Below are 15377 nucleotides of genomic sequence, written 5' to 3'. Positions count from 1 at the left end.
CTCTCTGATAGGTAAAAATAACATAGGTCTTTGATAAGATTAGCGTGGTTTAGGAAAGAGATTCAGCCTTTCTTTGCTTTGATGGACATATTATAAAATATGAGCCTTTAAACCAAAAACTAAAAATTATGAAAGAAATCTTCAAAAAGCATCTGCGGTTGCTCGGAATTGTTTTCATGTTACTGCATGCCTATCCTGTTTTTTCTCAGGTTAAAATATCGGGTACGGTAATCGATTCCCAATCAAAAGTTCCCCTTGCTGGTGCTACTATTACCAATGTTGGGAAGGGTAATAATTCAGTTAAAACTGATGAAAGCGGTAAGTTTACCATTGCTGTTAAGGATGGTTCAAATATCAAAACAACCATGCTTGGATATCAAGAACTGCTTGTAACGGCTCGACAAGGTGTCGTTATTGAAATGGTTGCATCTACTATTGAGTTAAATGAGACGGTAGTTGTTGGTTACACAACCCAAAAGAAAGGACTTCTGTCGGGATCGGTGGCTTCTGTTAAATTTAAGGAAACAGATGCGGAGATTCCGACAACATCAGTTGGAAACCTATTGGCGGGGCGTATGGCCGGTTTATATGTATCTACACCGAGTGGTAAGCCTGGAGAACAACCGAACATTAAAATTAGAACTGCAAGTTCATGGAACGCTTCACCAACCCTCTATGTGATTGATGGGAAAGTAACCATTGATGCTGCTGAATTTAATAATCTAAGTCCCAATGAAATTGAAGAAATTTCTATTTTAAAAGACGCAGCAACAACAGCAGCATACGGTGCCCGTGCAGGTGCAGGTGTTGTCTTGGTTACGACCAAGCGTGGTAAAGCCGGGCGAGTTTCCATTAATTATTCCGTAAATACAGGAAAGGATGTCCGTGGGAAAAATATGGAACTAACCAATATTATGGAGTGGGGACAGATCCAAAACAGAATCTGGGGCGAGGCAGGAGGACCAGCAAATACGCCTTGGACTGAAACTGCAAAAGCTTATTTTAAAGATACAGATTTTGGTGGCGGTGTGGGATATGGTTTTGACCACTTAAAAGATGTGTATGTTAATCCTTCTACCACCACCCATAACTTAAGCGCTACTGGCGGTACAGACAAACTTCAATATTTTATCGGAGCTTCTTATGTAAATCAAGAGACTTTTATCAAGAATACGAACGAAAAAAAATACAATGTTAGAAGTAATATCACAGGAAATTTAACCAAAAACCTGTCTGTGTTTGCAGGCTTAAGCTTAAACAATAATAAATTTAACGCGCCTGAAGGTGACTGGTCTGGAGATATGTATCCTAAATTGCTACTATGGCAACCTTATATGCCTTCCTTCACAGCAACCGGTTTACCTGTAGATTATTTCTGGATTTCCAATAAATCTGGTGAAGCACAAGGTCTCTCCGGCTATAATAGATCGGAAAGTTTGAAAGCGATAGCGAATTTGAATCTAACCTATAAAATGCCATTTCTTGAAGGCTTAAGCGCTAAAGTAGGATATATCAAAACCTTCAATAACAGCAATCAGAAAATATATTCACACCCTTTTACCTATTACCAATTAGCACAGATAGAACCTGTCATATGGGATTTGAATACTATCGTAGGGCAGCGTCTTACTTATCACACACCGAGTATACAGAAGCTAGCTTCCTGGAATCAAGAAGAGCAGACAAACTTACAACTGAATTTTGAAAGAGATTTTGGGAAACACCATGTTAACGCGGCATTGGTTTACGAACGCCAGGAAAGAAGCTATGATGGTATAAATGCAACCATCAATGGTTTTCCAATCTATATGACGGATCAATGGTGGGCTTCTACGGGGGGATCGGGAGTTGTAAATGGTACTCCTACCAAGAGCATTAGTAACACGTATGGTTTTCTGCCGACAGTGGGCCGTAAATCCTATATCGGACAATTTGCCTACGATTATGCAGATAAGTATGTCGCTAATTTTGCCTATCGCTATGATGGTTCGGCCAACTTTCCAAAAGATAAACGTTGGGGATTTTTCCCTTCTGTTTCTGCAGCTTGGGTGATTTCTAAAGAAAATTTCTTTAGTCATGTAAATGGCATCGAATCGTTGAAAGTAAGAGCATCGGTCGGATTGACAGGTAATGATTTTGTCGCAATTGATCCAAATGGAGGAAGAGATGATGCAAATGCCAAGCGTTGGCAATATGAAGATAAATATGTAAGTGGAAACAGTGCTTTTTTTGGTGAGACGCCGACACTTAATCCAGGGATAAGATATGATGTTCTACCAAATGTAGATATTACCTGGGAGAAATATCTGAACAAAAATTTCGGTGTTGATATTAGTTTCTTGAAACATTTCAATGCCACGGCTGAATATTGGGCTACGCGTACCTATGATATTTTAAGCACGAGAATCCAGTCTACTCCACCGACATTCAGCCGACCGCTACCGTCCGTCAATTATGGGGAAATGAAAGCGAATGGCATAGATCTTAGTTTAAACTATTTTAACCGAACAGGAGATTTGAATTATAATGTTGGTTTAAACTTTACGTATGGTAATTCATGGTATACGATACGAGATTTAAATATCACCTATGACTATGAGAATTTGATCGGTAACGGTCGGTCGGCAAATATGATTACGGGTTATACGGTAGATCACATGCTTCGGACACAGGCCGATGTTGATGCGCTGTTGGCTGCTCATCCAGGATATAATTTTAAGGGTAATGCGCCTAAACCTGGACAATTTGCCTACAAAGATTTTAATGGTGATAATACCATTAACGAGAATGATATCACGGTATTGAATAAAAGCAATAATCCTAAAGTCTTTGGACTAAATCTAGGTGCGGATTGGAAAGGCTTAAGTATTACCGCCAACTTTAACGGTTCATTGGGGTATAAAAAATCGTTTAATAATTTGAGTGGCGGCGTAGAATGGAACCGGATGTGGCGTCCTTGGGCAAATGAATCTTGGAGTCCTGAAAATACGGGTGCTTGGTTGCCTTATCGCTATAGTGCAAATGATGATGTAAGGACTGTCAACACAAGTGGAAGTAATTTTTGGTTGGCTGATGCCAGTTTTGTCCGTTTGAAATTTTTGAATATTGCCTACAACCTTCCACAACATTGGTATAAAAAGTACGCGGATAAGATCCGATTCTATGTGTCGGGTTCTAACCTATTCGTGATCAGTAAATTCAATAAGAAATTCTATGATCCGGAGATGGATGGAGGGACTTCATTCCCGATTGTTAAATCATTCAATGCTGGGGTCAGTGTAACATTCTAAATCTTAACATTAAAGGAAATTAAAATGAAATATGTAAATAAATTTAAGTTGGCTTTTTATGGGGTTCTACTCACGGTGTTAGGAGCTTCATCTTGTACAAAAGGACTGGACTATGAGAATACGGGTGCTATAAATCCAAAAAATGTCTGGACAGATTCGGTATTGATCAAGGCTTACTTGAACGATATATATGGCGGCCTTATGCCAAATTGGCCTCTCGGAAGTGGAGCCGGTGCAGATGAAGGTATCAATGGATCTGGAGGGAATCTCGGTAGTTTTCAACAAGGAATCGTCGATGTTGCAACCAATTTTACAAGGTTGGATTATACGTATATTGACAAAGCGAATTATTTTATGGATCAATTAGCGGATCTACCAGAAACCGTAATCAGTGGGAGCACCAAAAGTAGGCTTATAGGCGAAGCTAAATTTTGGCGTGCCTGGAAATACTGGGATATGGTCAGTTCAATTGGAGGAGTGCCGTTGATCTTGCACACACAGGATGGAAGTGATATCAATTCACTGCGAGTTCCACGTAGTAAGACTTCTGAATGTGTCGCACAGATAATAAAGGATTTAGATGAGGCTGCTATTGCCCTACCTCCAAATTATAGTGGGGCAGACTATGGTAGAATTAATCGTGCTGCAGCTTTAGGTCTTAAAGCGAGAATCCTTTTATGGTATGCTAGTCCATTATTTAATGCGACAAATGATCAAGGGAGATGGACCAACGCCTATAACGCGGCTAAGGCGGCAGTACAGGCGGCAGATGCTGGAGGGTTTGGCTTGTTTGAAAATTATAGGTTAATCTGGTATTCACGAAATAAAGAACAGATTATGACCAAACAATATTATTACCCGGATAACTACATGAATTTCGCTCCAATTAGACCGCTCTCATTTACAAATGGAAGTACAAATAATGATCAGCCTATTTTTCCGCTATTGATTGCTTATCCCAAAAGGGATGGTAGCCCAATGCAATTTGATCAAAATCAATTATCAGATCCTGCCTATAATAAGCAATTTTTAACAGATTTTTATACCAATCGCGACGATCGTTTTTACGCGACGATTTGGTGTGGCGGTACGGTATACCCAACTCCTGATGTTAATGTGCTTGGTATGACCGCACCTCGGTCGCGTACATATTGGCAAGCCTGGACCTGGAAGTCGGCAGCAACGCCCAATACTGTGCTCCCAGCTAGAGATATTAATATGTTTTCAGGAATTTCACCATTGGTTCAAAATGGGGATGAAAATGGTGTAACGGGATTTTTCCAGCGTAAGGGCTTAGATACTTTATTGGACAGAAATGCACTTGTTGGTGTAGCCGCTAACGCCAAAAGCTGGTTTTCACCAATGCGATATGCGGAGCTCCTTTTAAATCTTGCTGAAACGGCTAATGAGACGGGACGCAGTAACGAAGCTTTAAACGCACTGTATGCTATCCGTAAACGGGCTGGAATTGCCCCGGGAGCAGCAACAAATTATGGAATCAGTGCAATTGGGCAAGGAGACATCCGTAACGTAATCATCAATGAGCGTCAGGTTGAACTTGCCTTTGAGGGGTTTAGATACAGTGATTTGAGAAGATGGAAACGTTATGATATTTTGAATGCTCAGAACACAAGAAAAGGATTATTATTGATGTTAAATAAAGGTGAAGCGCTACCAGGGAACACTGATAACATTATGACCGCTACTGTGCGAGCGAAGTTCTCAGCCGTCCTTATCCAAAACTTAGATAAAACGGGCTCAACGAATCAATCCTATAAGCTTAGCCTCAATCATTGGTTCAATTCGCTAAACCCAGCACAGATTTCGATTGAACCGGATCAGCTGCCGCAAAATAAAGAATGGGGGGGAACCTTCGATCCTTTACAATAGCAACAGTTTATCTTCTGTGAATTTGGATAGATTCAGTATCGCTTCATAGAAATCAAATTTCAAAATAATAAAAGGGCTTGTACATGTCAGTTGTACAAGCCCTTTTCGTATGCGATGAATAGTAGATTTTTATATTCTCTAACGATAAATTAAAGTTAGTATACTCGCTGTTCTTTCAGAAAAATTAATAGTTCTTCCGACTTAATATTAACTCGAATGATTCTTCCGTTTTGATCAATCAAAAAGTTTTGTGGAATCGATCTAACTCCACATTGATTAAAAAAGCTACTACTAGATCCCATTAAGTCTGAAACATGTAACCAAGGGTATTGATGGGTATCAATTGCGCTAACCCAGTGCTTTCGATTAACGTCTATGGAAACACCTATGATCTCAAAGGTGTTAGAATTTTTCCGATTGTACCATTTCGCTACCTTATTTAGTTCCTCAATACAAGGTCCACACCAGCTTGCCCAAAAATCAACTAAAACATATTTACGATAGTTGTTCGATAGTTTGAATTTTTTACCATTTCTATCGTTCATGGTAAAATTTGGTAGATAGTCCCCAACTTTCAATCCACCATTAAAAAGGACGTCGATTCCATTCTCTACTCCTCTTTTTTGTAGTTCTGGGCTTAAAGACTTAAAGGAAGATAGCTGCGTTGACTGGGATAACATTTTCATACCAGCATAGGAATAGAGTTCATGAAGTCCAATAAACATATCTGGATTAGATTGCACAAAGCCTAAAAAGTCTTCGTTAAACTTTTTTAGTAGTATATCCAAGGAATCTTTATAGACGTTTGATTTTTCATTCGCCGCTTTCTCGTTATATGAAAAGTAGTTTTTGTAAAATGGTCTATCAATTAAGTTTTTATAATTTTGATAAGCGATTTGTTGAGGACCACCTGTAATTGATGCTTTGTATAATGAATCAATTTCACCGACTATGGTGAAATTGGAGTTTTCCAGAATAAAAGTTGCCCAGCTGTTATTAATTGATGGCACTTCTATCGAATAGAAATCTGGCCCTGATACGCTTCCTTTAAAATAAAAGGTGTCACTTTGACTGTAGCAGGAATCAATAATTTTTAGTTTTGTAGCGTTGGAATATCCCGATTTTTTATTTGTTAGATAGACTTTCTGGTTTCCTAAACCCTTTAGTACTCCTTTGATAGAATACATTTGGGTCTGTGCCAAAATAGGGCTACTGATAAACATCGAGAGAAAATACAATAGGATGATATTTCGCATTATTTTAAGATTTTTAATTAGGAATCACCTCTTGAAATTGCCAGTAAGAATGCGGATAGATCAGCATTCTTACTGGCAATTAGCGTATAAACTATTTTTTTAAATGACTCTTTAAATGGAATTTTCCTGAGCTGTCTACCAAATAGAGTTTCCATACCTTGGTACCGATCTGCTCCAAATGGTATTGGTTTTCCTCTTTCTGCATTTCGGATTTAAGTTTTTGAGAGAACACGTTTGCTTCACGTGCGTTTTCCCATGCGCGGAATGTGGTGAAAATCTCCTTCTTATGTGGATTTTTTTCGACAACATCCTCGCTGATCCCAAACATATAAGTCGCATCCCAAGCAATGGCTTTTGCCTGTAGATTTTCGACCATTTGCACAGTCCAGTCCGGTTTAAGGTATTGTATGCCGAAAGTCGGCGGAAAGTAATTAGAAGCCCACGAATACCGGATATCTTTTCCTTCAATACCCCATTTATTGGTGCGGGGATTGAACATGTGGTCGCCGCCACCAATATTGCAGGTGGTCATGTAATGCCAGTTACCTTCAAACACACAAGATCCCATCACCTGAAGGTAGTCGCCACCCAAAGACTTAAAGTCATCGAAAAGTTTGCGCATAAACCGCTTGAAGGCATACTGCCCATGTCCTGTGTAGACGAAGCTCTCAAAACCATCAAAGTCGATATAGTTCATTCCGCCATCGCGAAGCAGTTTTGCGTAAAAGTACGCGTACTTGTCTTGCAGTCTCATGTCGGGGATAAATCCTGAATAGCAATTCACTTGTAATTTCGCGAGGGTATCGCCCTGTTGATGTGCTGTGGCAATGGTTTTGAAGGCTCCGCGTTCAACTCCGGTCAGCATATAAGGCGGTTTTCGCGTTACTCCTCTATATTTCAGTAGTTCTTTGCCGATTTTTAGTACGTTGGTGCCATTATCATCCCAACCGCCATGTTCATTGAGATAGGAGGTATCTTGGACTATAATTGAGCTATCATTAGGGCCAATATTTACGGCCAATATGGTCTTGAGTACGGTGCAAAGGCTGTCATTGGCATAAGGATGTACGTCGCTACTATGGGGTTGGATAAATTCTGTCAGCGTATGCAGGCCATAGGCAATCCCTTGGGGATTGGTTTGTGCTGTTAGTGCAGTAATAGGCTGTTTTTTGCCCTCTAAGATCACTTTCTTGCCCGCCCAAGGATCCGCTGGATTAACATAATATTCGCCTAAACCTTCGTCCTGCACTGCCTTTAGATTGAGTTGATTGGCATAAGAAACTAAGCTGTCATGCTTGCCGAACCAGGCGAGGTCAACTTTAAAATTCTCTGGCCGGCGTACCCATTTTCCATTGCGTGTAACATAAGGTAGCCCTTCGTTGAGTACAATCTGCTCGATGACATCCAATCCTTTTGTATCAGGGCATGCGTAGAACGCAATTCCAGATGTGCTGAAATCAACAGGTATGGGTTCAACATCCATATGCCTAGGTGATTTTATCGATGGGAAATCATTGAAGTGAGGGAAGAAGATGGTTTGTTTTTTACGTCTATTGCGCGAATGCAAGGTGAGCGAGATTCCATATTCCGGCATATATTCAGCACCATTGCCGTTCATAAATCGATAGTATTCTTCGGGATGGGAGTAAAAAGCTACGTCATTGATCCCATCACCGCCGATGCGAAATCGTTGTCCTGCTTTCAACGAAGATGGAATCGGAAATTTAACAGGGTCGGGGCTATGGATGATATAAGAACCTTGTCCCATATCTCCGGCAACTGGAGGCCCGCTCGTCGTATTGTCATCCAATGCCATAATCCCCACAGCGTATTCATCGTCCCGTGCGACAGAAATAATTTCGCCAATTGTTTTATGGATATTGGTCTGATAGGGTCCCCATATAATATTGTTAATTTCAGCCCCAGTGTTCAGCGACTGAAATTGAAATTTTAGGTAATCACCCTGCTGGTCAATTTTTATTGTTGCCCTATAGGAATCGGGATAATTCAACGTTAGTATTCCTTTTGTGGATTCATAATTGGCGGTCTGGGGGAACAAACGTTTACCATTTTTGTCCAGCGTAAGGAGCGGGGAGGCGTGTCCCTTTACCGCGTAATCTTTTTTGTTGCCTTTTCCGATAATATTAACGATGTAACCTCGCTCATCGATGGTTAAGGTCATGTATTTCGTGCTGAATCTGTACAGAGGGCGAGATGCTGCGTTGGCACTTAAAAGACAAAAAAATGCCGATAGAAAGAATAATATTTTAATACGTTTCATATTGATTTATACAAGGAATGTTTCTGATGTTAAAGCCTATATGATGAGTCGTTTGAACGCGGCATATCCCTAGTGCGAACCTTGAAATTGAGAGGTAAAAGAGCGCTTTTTTCTATTATTCTTATTTTCTGACTAGGGATAGGCGATATTCGGTCGTCTTCAAAAGAAATAATCGATAGTTGATATTAAGATAAACCTACTATTATCCATGAAACGCAGAAAATTTTATTGTTCTTGTTTCTTTGTGCTCACGACCTTTTTTGCCGCTGGACAGACACCGAATGATGCTGTGCAAAAGGTACACCTGATCTTCAAGACACATCTCGATATCGGATTTACCGAACTTAGTTCTGTTGTAGAGCAGCGTTATATGAACGAATTTATTCCCAAAGCCATTGCTGTGGCGGAAGAACTTCGGAATTCAGGAGCCAAAGAGCGGTATGTCTGGACCACAGGTTCTTGGTTGATTGCGACTTATTTGGAGCAGGCGAGTCCGGAAAATAAAGCAAAATTGGAGGCTGCGATTGGTCGCGGAGATATTGTCTGGAATGCAATTCCCTACACCGTAGAATCGGAATCCCTCAACAAAGCCTTGTTTGGGACAATGTTGCAATTGTCCAAGAAGCTGGATCAAAAGTATGGTAAACAAACAAGCGCCGCAAAGATGACCGATGTTCCGGGACATACAAGAGGGATTGTTCCCTTGCTTCGAAAGAATGGAATAGATTTTTTGCAGATCGGTGTGAATCCCGCAAGTAAGGTTCCTAATGTACCAGCGTTGTGTCGCTGGAAAAGTCCTGATGGTAGTGAAGTGACGTTGATGTACCAAAAGGATTATGGTAGTGATATGCTATTGCCTGATGGAAAGACGGCTGTGGTCATTGCTTTCACCGGGGATAACCACGGACCACATACTATACAACAGGTTAAAGAAATCTATGCCTCTATTCAGAAACGCTACCCTAATGCTACATTGCAAGCTTCGACATTGAGTGATGTAGCTGCGGTTTTGCGTCCCATGAAGGATAAACTGCCATTGGTGACACAAGAGATTGGTGATACCTGGATACATGGTTTCGGTAGTTCTCCCCTGATGATGGCCCGGTTTAGGGCATTGGCTAGATGTTATGAAACCTGGGTGAAAGATGGGCGTATAAAACCGGATAGCGATGCTGCAATTCAATTTGCAATCAACTTGGGGCTGGTTGCAGAACATACCTGGGGATTGGATGTCAAGACACATTTGCAACATTGGGATAAGTATCGTTTTTCAGACTTTACGCAAGCGTTAGCATTACCTGAGTTTAAAAAAATAGAAACCTCCTGGGCCGAAAAGGAAGCTCATATCAATCAATCGCTACACTATCTGCCTCAAGATCTGCGCGCGGAGGCGGAAAGTATCCTAAAGCAACTAGCATTGATTCCTAAGCCTACATTTGAAGGAGTGGATGCGTCACAGCGATTTTCAAAAGACGGATCGTTTCAACTAAATAAAAAAGGTTTTCAGATGAAAATGGGAGAGCTCAGCTATCAGAGTTTTTCGACAGGAGATTTTGAACGTTTCAGGGATTCCTATATCACCCAAAAAGTAGACTGGGCAATCCGGGATTTTGGAAAACCGGGCTTGACTCTGGATATGGCGGAAAGCCGTACCTTGGTGGCCACCCTTCAAAAATCAGTCTATAATAAAGCTAAAAATGAGCTATATGGCCAATTGAGTTTAACTGGGGCTGGGAAAATTGAACAACAGGTTCTTCCTAAACAAATCTATAGCAGTTACCGTTTCGACGATACAACAAAGCATATCGAACTGAGTTATACTTTGGTGGATAAACCTGCCAATCGTCTCCCGGAAGCTTATTGGTTAAGCTTCTATCCGGAACGGGTGGTGGACATGCTCGTTGAGAAAGTAGGCCAGCCTGTTCGTGTACTGGATGTTGTTGAAGGCGGGAATAGACAGATGCATGGATTAGATCACTATGTGGATATTGTAACGGATGCAGGTAAAATTCGTATCCGTAGCAAAGATGCCTTGCTGGTCGCAATTGGCAAACGGGATTTGTTGAACTATTCCACAGACCAACCTGATTTACATGGAGGCCTGCACTTTTGTCTGTATAACAATGTTTGGGGAACAAACTTTAGCATGTGGTTTGGTGGAACAGTGAATTATAGGTTCGATGTTGAACTGATACCGAATAACAGCAAATCGACGACAATACAATTATCATCCAATTGAAACAAACACTATGAATGGTTATTTACAAATGAATAAATTAGTTACGATAAAAAAAAGTACACTGATCGCTGGCCTATTGATTGCTGGATTTGGTAATTCTGTCTTGGCGCAAGAAGTAAAAACAACTCTGACACAGGTACATTTTGACCAACAGGGATTTTATACCTCCATTAAGGTAGATGGTAAAGAGCTTTTGGAGGTGGGTAAATACCCGATCGTATCGGTCTATAAAGACAAAAAAATTATACAACCGAAAGCACTAAAGGTTAATGGTGATCGCTTTTCGCTCACTATGGAAGATGGGCAATCTGTGGAACTGAAGGTGGGCCAACAAAAGGAAGCAATAACATATGAGGTCGTAAAGGTGTCACCTGCCTATAAATTGTTGGTATTTGGGCCGGTTAAGATCAAGCTTCATGAAGTGGTGGGTGAAGTGGTCGGTGTAGCTCAAGGGGAGGATCTCGCATTCGGTATGCAGTCATTACATGTTAAAACTGTAGCAGGTATTCCAGAAGATTGTGTTGGGGCCTACAGTACAAAATTTGGCTACGAAGGACAGAACAGTAATCTTTCGGTGGCCAGTATTTCCTTTGATCATTTTGCAGCAGTAGATGCTGGGAACGGAGCTGTATTTCAGTTGTCTGCCAAAAACCGGAGTGAGAGGGAATTGCAACAGGTGAAAGGATTGAACAATATGATGACCTTGCCTGTTGAAGGTCCCGATGGATTAATTGTAGGAGCCAAAGTGGCACTTTTCGGAGATAAGAGAAGTCAGATATTGTCACGGATAGGAAAAGTTGAAGTGGAGCAGGGCTTACCCCATCCAATGATGGCAGGAGAATGGGCTAAGGTATCTCGTAACGCTATGGGCTCCTATCTGATCACCAATTTCTCTGCGGCCAATCTGGATTTTGCACTGGAAAAAACAAAACGTGCGGGATTTAAAAATCTCTACCATCCCGATCCCTTCCTGAACTGGGGGCATTTTGAATGGCGCAAAGAATTGAGCACAGAATCCGATGCGGGTATGAAGAAGTTAGTCGATAGGGCGGCACAGAAAGGAATCAATATCGGTATACATACACTTTCTAATTTTACGACAACAAACGATCCTTATGTGACACCAGTCCCCAGCAAGCATTTGCTTAAACAGGGCGAATTAAAGCTTACGACTGCACTGGATGATAGCCAACAGCAGATTATAGTTCAACATAGCGAGTTATTTTCGCTGCCTTTGACACTCAATACACTCCAGATCGAAGATGAACTGATTACCTATGCTAAGGCCGAAAAGAAAGGCGAACAATGGGTATTGACAAATTGTGTACGGGGTGCTTTTGGTACCCATAAGGCAAGCCACGGGGTAGAAAAAGTCGTTTATAAATTGTGGGACTATCCCTATAAGACCTTATTCCCAGATGTAACGCTTCAGGATGAGTACGCTAAGAGATTAGCGGCCATTTTTAATAAAACGGGAGTGAAGCAGATTTCATTTGATGGTCTTGAAGGCTGTATGTATACCGGACAGGATTACTATGCAACGGGTAAATTTGTTTCTGATTTCTATCAGGGTCTTGAAAATAAAACTGGTCTCATCAATGATGCTAGTCGTCTCGATCATTACCTATGGCATATCCATACCCGGATGAACTGGGGAGAGCCTTGGGGCGAAGAAATGCGTGCAGGGCAGGTCGAAAATCGGATCAAGAATCAGGCTTACTTTCAGCGGAATCTGTTTCCGCGCATGCTGGGCTGGTTTTTGGTGCGTTTGGCAGATCGTAAATTTGAGGCTACTTCTCTTGAAGATCTTGAATGGGCACTTTCCGAATCTGCAGGTTTTGACTCAGGATATGCCATGAGTATCGATATGAAGACTTTACAGCAGCATGGACAGATCGATCAGCTCCTGGAAAGTATGAAAAATTGGGATCAATTGCGGCTTACCGATGTATTTACGGCCGAACAAAAGCTCAGGTTGAAGGATCCAAAGACCGAATGGCATTTGGAGAAGATGGATGAGACCAAATTCATGTTGTATCCTTTATATGTCTCTAAACGGTTCCATTGTGATCTATCTTCGATGCAGCCGGGACAACCAGGGGGAGCAGACTGGTCTTGGGAGTCTCCGGAAGAGAGTTCATTTGCCCTACGGATAAAAGTAGAAGGTGACGGTATCATCGAAAACCCATCTTTTAAAACCGATAAAGGGATTGTTAAAATCTTAGGGAAATTAGAAAAGGACCAGTATATCCTATTGGATCATAAAGGAAAAGCACTATTGACAGACAAGAATTATGGTTTTATTGCTGATCTGACTGTACAGGGGACGGCCATGCTGCCAAAAGGTGGTTCCGCAGTAGCATTTTCTTGTGATACACACGGCGAGGAAAAACCAGAGGTCATTGTAAGGTACAATACTCGCATGACAGGAGAACCATTGAATTTAGTACGGAAGTAGGGCGTTGAGTGGAAATAAGGTTGGAGTATTGAGGAGTTTTAAATAAGGAATATGAAAATTGATTTTGAAATGAAAATTTTGTTTGTTAAGATTGTGCTGTAACCAATAAAAATTTCATTCGCAGTATGCGCCGATCTACCATCCTTGACAAAGCCGAATCAACTGTTGAATTTGATGTCGCGGTACTCTATGAGGAGTATTGGGAGAGCCTATTCAAACAGATGATGCGCATTCTTTTGGATGAAGATGAAGCGGCTGATGTGGTGCAACAAACATTTTTAGATCTGCTGGAAATGAAAGAAAAGATTCCCGAAATAAAATCGGTCAAATCTTTTCTTTTTATCATGGGCAGGAACTTAGCATTCAAAAAGCTCAGACGAAAACTTGTCAGCGATAATTATCGTGACTTTTACGCAAACCAATACAAAGAAGCATCTTCCTTAATTGAAGAATGGATTGTGTTTAAGGAACTGGATGATCTGATCGAGAAGGAAATTGATAAGTTGCCTCATAAAATGAAGGAGATTTTCATTCTGAGCCGCCATGCTGAGATGACTTATTCGGAAATTGCAAAAAAATTAAATATATCGGATAAAACAGTTAAGAAGCAGATTAGTAATGCTTTGAAGCTTATTCGTCTTAAGGTGGATAAGGAGTACCAACCGCTACTTTTGGCAATCTTGCTTACCGATTTACTTTTTTAATTTTTTTTCTACTACCTAACCGCCACTTAAGGCTCTTTTCTATATAGACCTAAAAAATCTGAGAAAAGAGATGATGAGTAAAGATGAACAACTTAAAAAAGTTCTATCCGACTACGCTTCAGAGCGTCTGTCTGTGAAAGAAATAAAAAAGCTGGAACACTTGATCTTAAAATATCCTGCTGGAGATTCCTGGGACTGGAAGGATAATGTCTATCGGGAAGCAATGAAAGACCGAATCAAAGCGGGGATTGAAGTGCAGGTTGCCAAAAAAACTAAAATAAGATGGATGAGTATCCGTTTTGCAGCAGCCATCGCGGCGGCTTTGGTGTGTTTCTTTGTTTTCTTTTACCTGTATTTAAGCCAAATTCGGTCGATAACCTATTATCCTATTGCCCAAGCAAAACACTACGTCAGTGATGAGGTTTTACTGATTGGCCCCAATGGCAAGCAATTACAACTGGGTGCATCGGCTTCTTTTGCGGATGTAAAAGAAAAATTAGCGTTACAAAATAGTACAGCCTCGGTTGCAGAAGATAGTGTAATTATTAAAGTGCCAAGTCAAAAGCAGTTTGACTTAACCCTCGAAGATGGCACAAAAGTATGGTTGAACGCTGGAACAACCTTTAAGTTCCCAACGACATTTACAAAGCAAACAGCAAGGACAGTGGCCTTGGATGGAGAGGGATACTTTGAAGTTACTTCGGATAAAAAGCACCCATTTCGTGTGATTGCGGCTGGTACGGAAGTTAAAGTTACAGGAACAAAATTCAATGTGCAGGCTTTTGCTGAAGAACATCTGGTAAAAACCTCCCTGATGGAAGGAGTCGTGACTTTTTATATGGATCATAATGCATATAAATTGGCTCCTGGGCTTGAAGTCATAGCTGATACTAAAGGAAAAGAAGTAAGATCGCAAGCATTTGATACGGACAATTTGCTGGCTTGGAAAGAAGGATATTTCGTATTTGATAACATGGACCTTGTCGATGTGATGAAGACAGTATCTCGCTGGTACAATATATCTGTGGTATCAAATTCGCCAGTTAGGAACAAGAAGATAGGTGGGACATTCCCTAACAATGTTCCTCTAAATGATTTTTTGAAAGATCTGACAATACTGAGCGGTGTTAAGTTCAAAATAAACGGGAAGGAGGTACAGGTTATCAATTGACATAAAAACTAAACCCTAGACCTCAGATCGATCAAAATCAGGTAAACCAGAAGTGTTGGAAGCACTTCTGGTCGGAATGCCTAAGCAT

Annotated in this window: 8 protein-coding genes; 6 read left to right on the top strand and 2 right to left on the bottom strand. The window is 40.9% G+C overall.

Features of this window, described 5'->3' with window-relative positions; all coding sequences use genetic code 11:
* Nucleotides 1-128: 128 nt before the first annotated feature.
* Complete coding sequence (locus GVK91_RS08035; RefSeq protein WP_153847143.1) at nucleotides 129-3290, top strand: SusC/RagA family TonB-linked outer membrane protein; 3162 nt, start codon at nucleotides 129-131, stop codon at nucleotides 3288-3290.
* A 24-nt stretch (nucleotides 3291-3314) separates the two neighbouring features.
* Nucleotides 3315-5180, top strand: a complete 1866-nt coding sequence (locus tag GVK91_RS08030) for a RagB/SusD family nutrient uptake outer membrane protein (RefSeq protein WP_153847142.1) — start codon at nucleotides 3315-3317, stop codon at nucleotides 5178-5180.
* A 155-nt stretch (nucleotides 5181-5335) separates the two neighbouring features.
* Here the strand turns inward: GVK91_RS08030 and GVK91_RS08025 are convergent, their stop codons facing one another.
* A complete protein-coding gene (locus GVK91_RS08025; RefSeq protein WP_235032814.1) occupies nucleotides 5336-6367 on the bottom strand; it encodes a TlpA disulfide reductase family protein in 1032 nt (343 codons plus the stop codon).
* Nucleotides 6368-6527: 160 nt separating this feature from the next.
* A complete protein-coding gene (locus tag GVK91_RS08020) occupies nucleotides 6528-8717 on the bottom strand; it encodes a hypothetical protein (RefSeq protein ID WP_153847140.1) in 2190 nt (729 codons plus the stop codon).
* A gap of 208 nt (nucleotides 8718-8925) precedes the next feature.
* On the opposite strand from GVK91_RS08020, the gene GVK91_RS08015 reads away from it, so the two are divergent.
* From GVK91_RS08015 to GVK91_RS08000, 4 genes are all read left to right on the top strand, one after another.
* On the top strand, nucleotides 8926-10956 hold the full coding sequence (locus GVK91_RS08015; protein ID WP_159727804.1) for a DUF5054 domain-containing protein: 2031 nt from the start codon (nucleotides 8926-8928) through the stop codon (nucleotides 10954-10956).
* A 28-nt stretch (nucleotides 10957-10984) separates the two neighbouring features.
* Nucleotides 10985-13414 (top strand): hypothetical protein, encoded by a 2430-nt coding sequence (locus GVK91_RS08010; RefSeq protein WP_200845561.1) that lies wholly within the window; start codon nucleotides 10985-10987, stop codon nucleotides 13412-13414.
* A gap of 125 nt (nucleotides 13415-13539) precedes the next feature.
* Nucleotides 13540-14118 carry an RNA polymerase sigma factor gene (locus tag GVK91_RS08005; RefSeq protein ID WP_153847138.1) on the top strand — a complete coding sequence of 193 codons (579 nt, stop codon included), beginning with the start codon at nucleotides 13540-13542 and terminating at the stop codon, nucleotides 14116-14118.
* A 70-nt stretch (nucleotides 14119-14188) separates the two neighbouring features.
* The gene (locus GVK91_RS08000) at nucleotides 14189-15289 is read left to right on the top strand and encodes a FecR family protein (protein ID WP_153847137.1); all 1101 of its coding nucleotides are present in this window, start codon (nucleotides 14189-14191) and stop codon (nucleotides 15287-15289) included.
* Nucleotides 15290-15377: the final 88 nt, after the last annotated feature.

The organism is Sphingobacterium sp. 18053 (assembly GCF_902706145.1).
Classification (GTDB): domain Bacteria; phylum Bacteroidota; class Bacteroidia; order Sphingobacteriales; family Sphingobacteriaceae; genus Sphingobacterium; species Sphingobacterium paramultivorum.
The sequence above is the reverse complement of the archived record's forward strand: the minus strand, read 5'-3'. Positions and strand labels throughout refer to the sequence as shown.